Origin of the sequence: Georgfuchsia toluolica, assembly GCF_907163265.1 — a bacterium.
Classification (GTDB): Bacteria; Pseudomonadota; Gammaproteobacteria; order Burkholderiales; family Rhodocyclaceae; genus Georgfuchsia; species Georgfuchsia toluolica.
Genome location: NZ_CAJQUM010000001.1, coordinates 1,592,015 through 1,605,350 on the forward strand (window position 1 = coordinate 1,592,015; position 13,336 = coordinate 1,605,350).

Annotated in this window: 11 protein-coding genes; 8 read left to right on the forward strand and 3 right to left on the reverse strand. The window is 61.0% G+C overall.

All coding sequences use genetic code 11. From position 1 onward, the window contains the following. Window positions 1–28 precede the first annotated feature (28 nt). The 3 genes from K5E80_RS07475 to K5E80_RS07485 are packed head-to-tail and all read right to left on the reverse strand — an operon-like array spanning window position 29 to window position 3,613. The gene (locus K5E80_RS07475; protein ID WP_220635559.1) at window positions 29–643 is read right to left on the reverse strand and encodes a 4Fe-4S dicluster domain-containing protein; all 615 of its coding nucleotides are present in this window, start codon (window positions 641–643) and stop codon (window positions 29–31) included. Beyond that, window positions 636–3,269: a molybdopterin-dependent oxidoreductase gene (locus tag K5E80_RS07480; RefSeq protein ID WP_220635560.1), complete on the reverse strand. Its 2,634-nt coding sequence runs from the start codon at window positions 3,267–3,269 to the stop codon at window positions 636–638. The genes K5E80_RS07475 and K5E80_RS07480 overlap by 8 nt, the downstream gene beginning before the upstream one ends. Further along, window positions 3,266–3,613: a hypothetical protein gene (locus K5E80_RS07485; RefSeq protein WP_220635561.1), complete on the reverse strand. Its 348-nt coding sequence runs from the start codon at window positions 3,611–3,613 to the stop codon at window positions 3,266–3,268. Before K5E80_RS07485 ends, K5E80_RS07480 begins: the two co-directional genes overlap by 4 nt. 82 nt (window positions 3,614–3,695) lie before the next feature. Between K5E80_RS07485 and cofE the strand changes: the two genes are divergently transcribed. The 8 genes from cofE (at window position 3,696) to K5E80_RS07525 (ending at window position 13,213) form a co-directional block, all read left to right on the forward strand. Beyond that, window positions 3,696–4,613, forward strand: coding sequence for a coenzyme F420-0:L-glutamate ligase (gene cofE, locus K5E80_RS07490; RefSeq protein ID WP_220635562.1), 918 nt, complete (start codon window positions 3,696–3,698; stop codon window positions 4,611–4,613). A gap of 8 nt (window positions 4,614–4,621) precedes the next feature. Next, on the forward strand, window positions 4,622–5,575 hold the full coding sequence (cofD, locus tag K5E80_RS07495; RefSeq protein WP_220635563.1) for a 2-phospho-L-lactate transferase: 954 nt from the start codon (window positions 4,622–4,624) through the stop codon (window positions 5,573–5,575). Window positions 5,576–5,579: 4 nt separating this feature from the next. Next, window positions 5,580–6,302 carry a 2-phospho-L-lactate guanylyltransferase gene (gene cofC, locus K5E80_RS07500; RefSeq protein WP_220635564.1) on the forward strand — a complete coding sequence of 241 codons (723 nt, stop codon included), beginning with the start codon at window positions 5,580–5,582 and terminating at the stop codon, window positions 6,300–6,302. A 255-nt stretch (window positions 6,303–6,557) separates the two neighbouring features. Then, window positions 6,558–7,454, forward strand: a complete 897-nt coding sequence (locus tag K5E80_RS07505) for an FAD binding domain-containing protein (RefSeq protein ID WP_220635565.1) — start codon at window positions 6,558–6,560, stop codon at window positions 7,452–7,454. Continuing rightward, window positions 7,447–7,941: a (2Fe-2S)-binding protein gene (locus K5E80_RS07510; protein WP_220635566.1), complete on the forward strand. Its 495-nt coding sequence runs from the start codon at window positions 7,447–7,449 to the stop codon at window positions 7,939–7,941. The genes K5E80_RS07505 and K5E80_RS07510 overlap by 8 nt, the downstream gene beginning before the upstream one ends. After that, window positions 7,941–11,060, forward strand: coding sequence for a molybdopterin cofactor-binding domain-containing protein (locus K5E80_RS07515; RefSeq protein WP_220635567.1), 3,120 nt, complete (start codon window positions 7,941–7,943; stop codon window positions 11,058–11,060). Before K5E80_RS07510 ends, K5E80_RS07515 begins: the two co-directional genes overlap by 1 nt. 25 nt (window positions 11,061–11,085) lie before the next feature. Further along, window positions 11,086–12,039, forward strand: coding sequence for an AAA family ATPase (locus K5E80_RS07520; RefSeq protein WP_220635568.1), 954 nt, complete (start codon window positions 11,086–11,088; stop codon window positions 12,037–12,039). A gap of 16 nt (window positions 12,040–12,055) precedes the next feature. Beyond that, window positions 12,056–13,213 (forward strand): vWA domain-containing protein, encoded by a 1,158-nt coding sequence (locus tag K5E80_RS07525; RefSeq protein WP_220635569.1) that lies wholly within the window; start codon window positions 12,056–12,058, stop codon window positions 13,211–13,213. Window positions 13,214–13,336 lie beyond the last annotated feature (123 nt).

The window sequence follows — 13,336 nt, forward strand, 5'->3', positions numbered from 1 at the left end:
CAAAATAGTTGATTGTTAATTACCGCGTTCAATCGACGTAGTAGACCTTAGGCTTGGTGTTCTTTTCCGGCAACGGCTGACGGCCGTTGCGTTTGCGGATCAGGACACTGGGAGCGCTGTTCGGGTCTTCAAGGTCACCGAAGATACGGGCGTTGGTCGGGCAAGTCTCCACACAGGCAGGCTTGAGCCCCGCGTCGACGCGTTCGCTGCAGAAGTCGCACTTGACCGCAGTTCCCGCCGTGAAGCGGCCATAGCCCTGCCGCTCGAACGGCGTGAGTTCCCCCGTGCCGAACAGGCCTGTCGTCAGCACGTCCTTGGTCAGCATGGTACGCATGTCATAGGGACAGGCCACCGCGCAACTGCTGCAACCGATGCACTTCTGGTCATCCACCATGACGATGCCGTCGGCGCGCGTGTAGGTAGCGCCGCTTGGACACACTTTTTCGCACGGCGCGTCCTCGCACTGATTGCAGATCGTCGGAATGTATACGCGCTTGACAGCCGGATACTCACCATATTCGTGACTGAGCGTGCGGGTAAAGAACACCCCGTCCGGTATGGAATTTTCCTGTTTGCAGGCCACCACGCAGGCATTGCAGCCAATGCAGGCCTTGAGGTCAAAGACCATTCCCAGCTTAGCCATTATGTTGCCCTCCCTTGCCTTCGGCCTTCTGGATCGAGTCGACGAAGTCGTAGACGGTCGAGCCATGTTTGAGGAAATCAGGCCAGTCGTCGAGTTTCGTGAGCTTTACCCGACAACTTGTTTCGGGCTGACCCGTCGCCCCGTCTGTATTGCGCATGTCATAGGGCAGCAAGTCGTTGTAGTGTCCGCCCGCCATCAGGACTGAGCGGTTCTCGTTCTTGGTGCGCGACAGCGAGTTGGAGACGCCCAGGGTTTCGTGATGCATCGCTTCGGTCGTGGTGAGACGCCCGTAGAGACGGCCATAGGGCGATTCGACCAGGACGATGTCGCCGTCGGCGAAGCCCAGTTTCTGCGCCGTGCCGCGGTTCAGCAGCAGGCCGGTGTGCACCGGGTCGCGGTAGGTGATGTCCTTGAGCCAGGGATTGCTAAGGCCCTCGCCGAAGTTCATCTGGATGTCCTTGAAGGTGATGGCATACAGGTTGTATTCCTTCGGTTCGAGATGAATCGGATCGAGCACCGTGGTCGGCAATGGCTGGTAGTCGTCGAACGGCCACTCGTCACGGAACGGCACTTTGGCGTCTTCAAACTTTTGCCGCAGCGCCTCGCGCTGATATACCAGATCTTCGATATAGAACAACAGGCGCATGCCTTCCCATGGACGATAGAGCTTGTCGAGACGGCGCTCGGTGGAAGAATGACCGTGCTCCATGTACCACTCGATCGGCTTGTCGTTCCAGAGCAGTCCGACGCGTTCGGCGATGTCGCGGTCCGTGTATTTTTTGCCCGGTTGAAGCTTGAGGTGGGGCTTCTGCTCAAACCCCAATATCATGTTGATCACTTCGTTGTACTGGTCCAGCACGCCGAGACGCTCGGACAGTTCGAAGAAGATTTCCTCTTCGCTCTTGGTATCGTGGATCGGTGCCGTGATGGGCTGACGGAAGCAGATGCCTTCGGTGTACGGCGGCTCGATCATCGTGCCGTTAAAGGTTTCCAGGTAGTCGTTGGCCGGCAGGATGATGTCGGCGAAGTCGGTCATCTCGGTCGGGATGACATCGACGCAGACAATGAAGCGCATCTCGCGCAGGAATTGCAACCACTTGTCCCGTGGCCCCTGGATCGCCCACACCGGGTTGGAGTGGCAGTTCACCAGGACATCGGGCTTGAAGGTGGAGCCGTACTTCTCCGGTTCCAGGAACGAGAGCATGTTGAGGTGCGGAGGGTGAACCCCGACCGGGAAAAATCCGGCCAGGTGATACTCATTGGGCGGCCACGAGAAGTCAGGCATGGGACCGAGTTGATGCGGCGTGCCGAGCATCTGTCCGCATTCACCGGGATAGCAGTGATTGTTATCGACACTGCCATCGGTGAGCGTCACGCCGCAGCGGCCGCCGGGATGGTCGATATTCCCGATCAGCATATTGACCAACTGAAAGGCCTGATTCGTCTGCATGCCGGTCTTGTGCCCCTGGGCGCCACGGTAGTAGTTGTAGGCCGCGGGACGAAGGGGCACGGTACGCCCATCGGGCAGTGTGATGGTTGCACCGATGCGGGCTTCCTTGGCAAACTCCCGCGCGATGCGGCGCACGGTCGCGGCTGGCACGGTGGTGATCTTCTCCATTGTCTCGGGAGAGGCGTCCTTGAGAGTGTCCTTGTAAACCTGAAAGGCAGGCCGGCATTTCACGCCGTTGACCACATACTCCCCTTCCAACGCCAGATTCTCGTTCTTCAGCGTCGGATCGTTCCACAGCTTGGCGCTGTTGGATGAGGTGTCCCAGACATAGATCTGCCTGTCGGCGTCGCGCACGAAGTACTGATCGGGCCCCACCAGGTAAGGTGCATTGGTATCCTTGCGCAGGAACACGTAATCGCACAATCCCTCATTCACCAGGACATGGCTCAGGCTCATCGCGAACTGACGGTCCGTGGCGGGGCGTATTGGCACCCACTCTTCGGCCTTGGCGGCCGCAATGGACATGCGCGGTTCAACCGCCACCACTTTCATGCCACGCTCGACGCGTGCCTTGGCCACCCAGTGCGATGCCGCCGCCGCGTGCAAATGCGACGAGAAACCGTCGCCGGCGCCATTGCTGATCCAGTAATTGCAATGCCTGGCGTCGTTGACCGCGCCGAAGGTGGAGTGAACGTAACCGTTGAGCGGATGGTAGGCCCCCCCGCACATGGTGCCGCCGGACTGATAGAAGTTGCGGGTTCCGAGTGCCAGAGGCCAATTCCAGATATGCATCTTCTGGAAATCTTCCAGCGAAGGCATGATCTTGCGCGGATCTTCATCAAGCGATTTCTTGATTTCGCGAGCTGTGATCTCGAAGGCCTCATCCCAACTGATCGCCTCCCACTTCGGATCGATCCCCGGCCCCTTGGCCGGATTGGTCCGGCGTAGCGGCTGCTTGAAGCGCTGCGGATCATAGTGGCGCATGATGCCGGCATTACCCTTGGGGCACAGCTTGCCGGCATTCGATGGATTGGTTGGATCTCCTTCGATCTTGTTGATAACGCCATCGTCGGTAACGTGCACCCGCGTGGAACAGGAGTGCAAGCACATCTTGCAGGTTGACCTGATCCATTTTCCAGGCTTCAGAGAATTCTGGTCGAACTGTACGTTGTTCACATCGTTCCTCCTTCGATTAAATTATTGCTCGCCGCTACGGTGGCCAGACTCTCACTCAGTATTTCCGGATCCGCGCTCAGACCTGTCTCGAGCATTCCTTCGATAGCAGCACAAAGAAATTGGTGTGGAGAGACGATATTGGCCAAGTGGATCGCTGTCTTGATTAACCGAGCATTCCCAAATGACCTTGAGCGCACATTGGTGCGGCGGCGACATGAACAGCCACGAACCCGTGGCTGTCCGACGACAACCACACGCTTGCACTCATGAACAACGTTCCTGCCGAGCGGGGCAAGACGCTCACTGCTGGAATCGTTAAGGTTTGAAGACTGAACGGATTTCATATTCACTCCATATGTGAAGCGCGCTTGAAGAAGTATGATACGTAAAGCGGGGAATGGTTCGTTTTATTGTGCCAACCGCGCCATGACCAGCCTTGAGGCCATTATCGATGAGAACATGCTTGCATCGCACCATGGATATACGCCAGGCCATGTTACCCGGGGCCGTTCGCGTTACAGCCATCGCCATGAACACGCGCACGGCGAGCGTCTTGTGAGCAATCATCGAACAAAAACCGGCGCCCACCCGCGGCGCCTCGAAATGTTCGCTCCCGTGGGGTTTCCCCTGGTTTCGCCCGGCACACCCCTGCTGCCGCTGATCCTCAAAACCCTTCAGGAGAATGACCTTCCACTCTGTAACAGGGACATTCTTGTCGTCACGCAGAAGATCCTTTCGAAGTCGGAAAACCGTTATGTCCGGCTTGCGGATGTTGAAGCATCGCCGCGTGCGCGCGAACTTGCGGCGATCTGCAACAAGGATGCGCGCATGGTGGAGATGGTCTTACGCGAATCCGACCGCATTGTGCGTTGCACCAGAGACATCCTCATTGTGCGCCACCGGCTCGGCTTCGTTTCCGCCAATGCCGGGATAGATCGCTCCAACATCGAGTCGGGAGATACGCAGATTCTGTTGCTGCCCGAGAACCCCGACCGCAGCGCCGCGGAATTGCGCGCCGGCATCCATCAATCCTGTGGCGTGGATGTCGGCGTGCTCATCATCGATAGTTTCGGCCGTCCATGGCGACTCGGTACTTGCGGTGTCTGCATCGGCAGCGCGGGGATCGTCGCACTCAACGATTACCGCGGCCGAACCGACTTGTCTCGTCGCAGGATGGAAGTTACCGAAGTCGCCCAGGCCGACGAAATCGCCGCCGCCGCCTCGATCCTTATGGGGCCATCCGATCAGGCCCTGCCGATCGTCATCGTGCGCGGTCTGGACTTCGGCGGCACCGGTCGGGCCGCCGATCTGATCCGTCCTGTAGAGCAGGACCAGTTTCTTTGAACGCGGCCATGCACACTGTAGCCATCCCGCGCAAGAAGCATTATCTCGCCTTGTGCGGCGGTGTTGGCGGCGCCAAACTGGCCTTGGGATTGAGTCATGTTCTGGCGCCCGAACAGTTGACCATCGTCGTCAATACCGGGGATGACTTCGACCATTTGGGTTTGCCGATTTCTCCGGACATCGACACCGTCACTTATACGCTGGCGGGATTGGTGCAGCCGACCCAGGGATGGGGGCGCGACAGCGAAAGCTTCAATGCCCTCGATACCGTGGAGCGGCTGGGGGGCGAAACATGGTTCCGCCTCGGCGACAAGGATATCGGCCTGCACCTTATGCGGCGCATGATGCTCGACGAGGGACTTTCACTTGGCGCGGTGACGGCGCATATCGCTTGCCGGCTAGGCATCGCACACCGCATCGCCCCCATGACCAACGGCAAGGTGCGCACCATGGTACAGACGGCGGAAGGGCTGATGGCCTTCCAGCAATACTTCGTCAAGGAACGCTGCGCGCCGGTGATAACAGGCATCCAATACCTCGGCGCAGCCGACGCTCCGGCGTCGCCGGCATTGATGGAAGCGCTCGCCGATCCCGATCTGGCCGGCGTATTCATCTGCCCCTCCAATCCCTACCTCAGCATCGACCCGATCCTTGCGCTGTCAGGCGTGCGGCAAAAACTCGTCGCCACGCCTGCGCCGGTGATCGCCGTCGCACCTATCGTCCGCGGTGCTGCCATCAAGGGGCCGACAGCGAAAATCATGCGGGAACTCTCGGTCGAACCGTCGGCGGCCGCAGTCGCCTGCCACTACAAGGATTTTCTCGACGGCTACATCGTCGACACCGCCGATGCGCCCACCGTAAGCGTTCCCCGCGTCGCCGCTTGCGACATTGTCATGAAGTCACTGGATGACAAGATAGCACTGGCACGGCGATGCCTCGCATTCTCCGACGAGTTGGCATGAAGACATGAAGCAAATCTGGGCACTGATCCCCCTCAAGAATTTCGCCAGGGCAAAGACGCGCCTCGCCGGCGCGCTGGGCGCCGAGGTGCGGCGCGCACTGACCCTGGCAATGGCGCGGGATGTCGTGGCGGCGCTCGCCAGTTCGCGTGCCGTGACGCGAGTGATCCTCGTTAGCGACATCCCCCATCTGGAGAACTTGATCGATATCGACGGGGTCGGTTATTTCAATACCGGTCTTGCGCAAGGACTGAACGAGGACCTGACGACTGCGGCCCGGTGGGCAGGCACACAAGGCGCCACCGACGTCCTCATCGCCCACGGCGACCTGCCGCAACTCACCTCGCAAGCCATCGACCGGTTCATTCTCGGGGCCGGCCGTTCCACCGAGTACAAAGTGCGCGCTGCGGCATGCAAGGAAGGCAGCGGCACCAACCTGTTGTTCGCTCCGCTGCCATTGCCGCTGCCCCTGGTGTTTGGCAAGAACAGCCTGGCCGGCTTTCACCAGGCTGCCGCAGAAGCCGGAATGGCGATCGAGGTAGTGCGAGATTCGGTTCTGGAAACCGATATCGACGAGCTTGCGGATCTCAAGGCCCTGGCCGCTGCGCACGCACGCGGCGAATTCGTCGGCGCGGCAACCGCGGCATTGCTGCTGTCGACAATGAAAGCGCGCCCGACAACATCTGCAGCAAAGTGTAGCAAGAGGCATCCGGTTTCAGCCATTTTTTGACAATGGCAACGAGGCCCAGGGATTGGGCCATTCATTTAACCGACAACAGCGAGAGGCAGTTCAAATTGAAGGTCGATCGCACGGATAGTCAACTCAATACGCTCTACGCGACAAGCACGGCCCGATGGTTCGATCTATCGTAATTGCGGAAACTTATGTGCCGGCGCTCGAACCGGGCAAGCATAACAGGCGCGTTGCGCCCGGTTGCCCGGCATGCGACGGCAAGATGGAAATACTTATCCTGAGGAACCCGCCATGTATCCAGCGCCTTTCCGGTATCACCGCCCCGCTTCCCTGAAAGAAGCCATCCTGATGCTATCCGCACTGGGAGAAACCGCCAAGCCCCTGGCCGGCGGCCAGACGCTTATTCCCATTCTGAAGCTGCGCATGGACGAACCGACGGATCTGGTCGACATCGGCCGCTTACCCGACCTGCGTTTTGCCACGCAGCATGACGGCTGGGTCAGGATCGGCGCGCTTTCGTCTCACGGCTGGATAGCGAAGTCCGACATCGCCGCCGCCATTCCCATCGTCCGGGATTGCGCCGCCGGCATCGCCGATGTCCAGGTGCGCAACCGCGGCACCATCGGCGGTTCGGTCAGCACGGCCCACCCCACCTGTGACTGGCCGGTACTGATGCACGCGCTCGATGCCGAGGTAGAGTGCTCCGGTCCGGACGGCGAGCGGACGATCCCCATCCAGGATTTCATCACCGAAGCCTATACCACCACCATCGCCGCGGGCGAACTGGTGACGGCGCTGCGCTTCAGGCTGCCTGCGGCCAACAGCGGCGGCGCCCATATTGCCTACAAGAAGGCGGCGGCGGCGTTCCCGGTCTGCTCCGTCAGCGTCCAGCTCACGCTCGGCCCCGGCAACTCCTGCCAGGATGTGCGCATTGTCATGGGTGGCGCCGGTCCAACGCCGCGCCGCGCCATGCAGGCCGAAGCGGAACTGCGCGGCAAGATTCTGTCGGAGCCGCTTCTGCTTCGCGCCGCCGAAGCGGCCGGCGCCAGCGCCGATCCGCAAAGCGATATTTGCGGCACTACCGAATACAAACGCGCCCTGCTGCGCGGATTGTTTGTGCAGACCGCCAATGTCGCCATCCGCCGTTGTGCCAACATCAAAATCGAAGGGAGTCATGTTTATGCATGATACATATCCACTGGTAACCATCGAGGTTACCGTCAATGGGCAGAAGTACTGCCGCCAGATCGAACCGCGCATGCTGCTGGTCGAGTTCATCCGTGAGGAACTTGGCCTCACCGGCACGCACGTAGGCTGCGACACAAGTTATTGCGGCGCCTGTACGGTGCAGTTGGACGGCGCCACGGTCAAGTCGTGCACCCTATTCGCCGTCCAGGCCGATGGCTGCGAAGTCCTGACCGTCGAAGGGCTGGAGCAGAATGGCGAACTGCATCCGCTGCAGAAGTCCTTCTCGGAACATCATGGCCTCCAGTGCGGCTACTGCACGCCCGGCATGCTGATGTCGTCGCATGCCCTGCTCGAAGAGAATCCCGCCGCCGACCGCAAGGCGATCAAGAAGGCCATCGCCGGCAATGTCTGCCGCTGCACCGGCTACCAGAACATCATCAAGGCCGTCGAAGCGGTTGCAAACGAGGCCACCAGGGAGAGCAAATAATGGAAATGAAATTTTCCGGCCAGTTCGAGGTCTCGCCGCCGCCGACGGAAGTCTTCAATCTGCTGTCTGATCCACAGAAATTCGCTCCGCTGCTGCCGGCCTTCTCCAGCCTGGAGATGAAGGATGACAATACCGCCCAAGTCAAGGTCTCGGTCGGCATTGGCAAGATACGCGGCACGGCTTCGACACAGCTTACGCTGCAAAAGAAAATAGCCCCGACGCACGCCACCTATGTCGGCACCGGCAAGGTCATGGGCGGCGCCTACACCATGACCACGTCCTACGATCTTGAGCCCATGGGCAAAGGCACGCTGGTCAAGTGGCTGGGCGAAGTACAACTCGTCGGCAAGATACTGTCGCTGGCCGGCGGCGGCATGCAAGGTTATGCCGAGCGGCAGATCGAAGCCGTCATCACCAGCCTGCAGCAGGCGATGTCGCCCGAGTATCAGAAGGAAGCAGCCGCGCGCAAAGCCGCCAAGTCCGGCTGGGTATCCGGCCTGATGCGCCGGCTGCGCAAGTCGGACGCCGCCGCGCCAGCCGCAGAAAGCAGCGCCGGCGAAGCGGCCGCGGCCGCTGCATTGATCGCCGGCTGGACCGGCTCCGGCACGCCCGACAGCACCGACGCCGTCACCGGCAAGCTGCAACCGTTCGGCCGCAACAGCGAATTCCCCGATGCCGTCGCCCGCCAGGGCGGCGACAAGTGGGTGCACTCCTCCCTGTCGCGCAAGGAAGACAGCCGTCTGGTGCGCGGCAAGGGCCTGTTTGTTGACGACTACAAGGTCGGCGGCATGTTGCACATGGCCCTGGTGCGCTCCCCCTACGGCCACGCCCGCATCGTCAGGATCGATACGTCGAAAGCCGAGGCGCTGCACGGCGTCGTGTGCACCCTGACCGGCAAGGAAGTAGCAGATGTCTGCACGCCCTTCATGCAGATCGGCCCCGGTAACGCGCAGAACATCAAGGACTACCCGATGGCCGTCGAAAAGGCCATCTACCAGGGCGAACCCGTGGTCGCGGTCATCGCCGAGAATCCGCGCATAGCCGCCGACGCGGCACAACTCGTCGAAGTCGAATATGAAGCCCTACCCACCGTCGTAGACTGGAAAACCGCACTCGAGGACAAGTCCATCCTTCATCCGGGCCTGGGTAGTAACCATCACTGGCACGGCGTCTATGAATACGGCGAGGTGGACAAGGCCTTCGCCGAAGCCGCCCATGTCGTCAAGATCGGCCAGATGGATTTCCACCGCTTCGCCAGCACGCCGCTGGAGACCAATGCTGTGATCGGCACCTGGTCACCCTTCGGTGGCGTGGACTTCTTCTGCAACAATTCCTTCCCCGCCATCGTCATCCAGATGATCGCGCCGGCGCTGGGCCTGTCCATCGACCAGGTCCGTTGCAAGACCCAGGATATCGGCGGCAGTTTCGGCAACAAGATCGGCAACTATCCCTACATGGCGCTATCCGCTCTGGCCTCGCGCAAGGCCGGCGGCCGTCCGGTGAAGTGGGTCGAGACCCGAACCGAGCACATGCAGGCCGGCGGCCATGGCAGCGAGCGCGTCTATCTCGACACCGAGGTCGCGCTCGACAAGGATGGGGTCATCACTGCCCTCCGCTCCCGGCACATCGACGACTGCGGCGCCTACCCGCGCTACGAGCCGCTCGGCTGCGTCATCTGGTCGCAGGTGCTGCCGGCCTGCTACAAGCTGCGCAACATCAGGATCGACTTCAACCAGGTCGTCACCAACAAGGGGCCGTCCGCGCCAAACCGCGGCTACTCGCGCCTGCAACAGCTCTGGTTCATGGAGCGCGTCATCGACATCTGCGCTCACGAGCTCAAGATTCCGGCTGACGAGATGCGCTTGAAGAACTACATTCGCGATTTCCCCTACACGACACCGAACGGCTGCGTGTACGACTCCGGCAACTACCCGCTGATGCTCGAAAAGGCCAAGGCCCTGATCGGCTGGGACGAATGGAAGAAGAAGCAGGCCGAGGCACGCGCCGATGGTCGCTGGGTCGGCATCGGCATCGGCACCACGCTCGACTCCGGCACCAACAACTTCGGCCAGGCGCGGATCGTTAACTCCTACCTGCCCTTCTCCGGCAACTCGGAAGTGGCGACGATCAAGCTCGATCTCGACGGCACCGTCGTCGTCATGCTCGGTTCCACGCCCTCGGGCCAGAGCCATGAGACCACCACCGCCCAGGTGGTGGCCGACGAACTCGGCATCCGCCCGGATATGGTCGAGGTGCGCACCGGCTTCGATACGATCTTCAACAGCCACGGCGGCCATTCCGGCTCCTACGCCAGCCAGTTCGCCGTCACCGGCCTCTCCGCCGTGCATGGCGCCTGCCAGAAGCTCAAGAAGGAAATGAAAAAGCTGGCGTCATTCGCGCTGGAAGCCGCCGAGGACGATCTCGAATTTGGCGTCGGCCAGCAAGGTCCAGAACTGCGCGTCAAGGGCACCGATCGCAGCATCAATTACTGGGGGCTGTCGGCGATGGTGAACATCAACACCGCCGGTCAGCCGGACAGTCTTGCCGACGTCACGCTCAACATCCGCCATGTCTATCGTCCGCCGTTCAACATCCCGGATGTCGAGAAGAAGTATGGCAACCTGACGCTGACCTACGCCTCGCAACTGCACATCGCCGTGGTCGAGATCGACCGCACGACCTGCGTGCCAAAGATTCTCGCCTACGCGGCAGTGGACGATTGCGGCAATGTCATCAACCCGAAGGTCGTCGCCGGCCAGGTGCATGGCGCGACAGCTCATGGCATTGGCGCCGCGATGATGGAGTCCTACATCTACGACAAGGAAGCCAACCTGCTGACCAGCTCCTTCACCGAGTACACACCGATCACGGTGATGAACATGCCCGATCTGGCCTTCGACGACATCGAAACCCCGTCGCCCTTTAGCTACAATGGCGCCAAGGGCATGGGCGAAGGCGGTGGCGCACCGCTGCACACCATTTCGGCGGCGGTGCAGGATGCGCTGTTCGACCAGGGCGTGATCGTTCGCAACTCGTTCAATTCGCCGAACAGTATCTACGAGTTGGTGAAGCGCGCCGACCGTTCCACGTGTGTCAAGGTGGAACGGCATCCGGGCTGATAAAGCAGGAAGGACAAGAGGCAAGGTGACCACAGACGATCGGGAGACAACTCCGGGCTTCGGTTCCATCGAGGAAATTCAGGCAAAATTTGCGGCGGATGGCTATATCGCCGACCGCATGCTGGTGACCACCGTGTTTCTGTCGATGTCGCTCGGCAAACCGATGTTTCTCGAAGGCGAACCCGGGGTGGGCAAGACCGAAATCGCCAAAGTCATGGCCCGCGTCCTCGGCACGGAACTGATCCGCCTGCAGTGCTACGAGGGTCTCGACAGCAGCACCGCCCTCTACGAATGGAATTACACGCGCCAACTGCTGGAACTGCGTTTGCAAGAGGCGCGCGGAATCGAGCGGGAAAAAATCGGAAGCAACATATTTTCCGAGGAATTCCTGTTGCAACGCCCGCTGCTCAAGGCCTTGCGCAGTGGCGCAGAACGCCCGCCGGTGCTCTTGATCGACGAGATCGACCGTTCCGACGAGGAGTTCGAAGCTTTCCTGCTGGAAGTGCTGTCAGACTTTCAGATCACCATTCCGGAAATCGGCACGCTGCACGCAGAGCACGTGCCCTTCGTCATCCTCACCTCCAATCGTACGCGCGAAGTCCACGACGCCCTGAAGCGGCGCTGTCTTTACCACTGGATCGACTACCCCAGCTTCGACAAGGAAGTGCGCATTGTGCGCACACGCCTGCCGGAGATCGAACTGCGGCTCGCCGGACAGGTTTGTCGTTTCATGGAACTGCTGCGCCAGCAGGATTTTTACAAGCGCCCCGGCATCGCCGAAACGCTGGATTGGGCACGTGCCCTGCTCACATTGGGCATCGCCGAACTCGATCCCGCGTCCACCGACGCCACCCTCGGTTGCATCCTCAAGTACAAGGGCGACATCGAGAAGCTGCGTCAACTCGGCCTCGACGGTCTGGTCACCATGGCCCTGATGCCGGGCCACGACCCTTCAGCCGCGCCGCCGAGCGGCGTCTGATTCGACATCACTCCGCATGGCTGCCTTCTCGCCGAAACCCGTGCGCAGCGTACTCGAACATGTCGTCGGCTTCTCGCGCGCCTTGCACGAAGCCGACCTGACGGTGAATCCCGGCAACCTGCTTGACCTGTGCCAGTGCTTCGCCTTCATCGACATCGCGCGGCGCGACGATTTTCACGCCGCCGCGCGCGCCACGCTGGTGGCGCGGCGCGAAGACATCCCGCGCTTCGACGCCGTGTTCGCCCGCTACTGGGAATCGCCCGAGCGCATCTCGATCCGCAAGAAGCGCGCGGGGGAAAACGAGCAGGACGACGAAGATCCGGCTTCCGGCACCAAGCTCATGCTGCCCGGCGAGGAAGGCGGCGAGGATGGCGGCGAAGCGCAAAAGTCGCTCAAGCTTTCCTACAGCCCCGAAGAAGTCATCGCCATGCGCGATCTGGGCACGCTCACCGACGCCGACGTCGAACGCGCGCAGCGCCTGATCCGCGAAATCGTCGCCGCGCTCGCCAACAAGCGCGGCCGCCGCCATGTCGCGCGCCGCAGCGGCCGCGTTCCCGACCTGCGCCGGCTGCTGCGCAGCCGCGCCTTCTACACCGCCGACGGCATTTGCGCCCTGCCCTATCGCACCCGCCGCATCAACAAGACGCGGCTGGTGCTGCTGTGCGACGTCAGCGGCTCGATGCAGCGCTACAGCAGCTTTCTCATCGAATTCATGTACGCATTGCGGCGCGAACTGTCGGATCTTGAAGTCGGGGTATTCTCGACCCATCTCACGATGATTACCGATTTGCTCAAGGCGAAGGGCGTGGCGGCTTCATTGAAACAAGTGGCGGACAAGGTGCACGACTGGGCCGGCGGCACCAACATCGGCGGCAGTCTGCGCGAGTTCAACGAACAGCACGCGCCGCGCATGCTCAATGGCCATACCGCCGTCATCTTCCTCAGCGACGGCTGGGATCGTGGCAACGCGGCCGAGATGCGCGAGGAAATGCAGAAGCTGCGCCAGCACGCGCAGAAAGTCGTGTGGCTCAACCCATTGCTCGGCACACCGGGCTACCAGCCGCTGACCCAGGGCATGCTGAACGCCCTGCCCCACCTCGATTACTTCCTGCCGGCGCACAACCTGCAAAGCCTGTCGCAATTGGCGAAAACCCTGCGCGCCATCGGCGCGTGACATGCGTGTGACATAACAGGGAAAATCCCAAGGAGAAATATAAATGTTGATCGATGGCCTCAACCGCAAACCGTTTCGTCACGAATTCCGCGAACGACCGAGCCAGATCATCCGCATCATGGC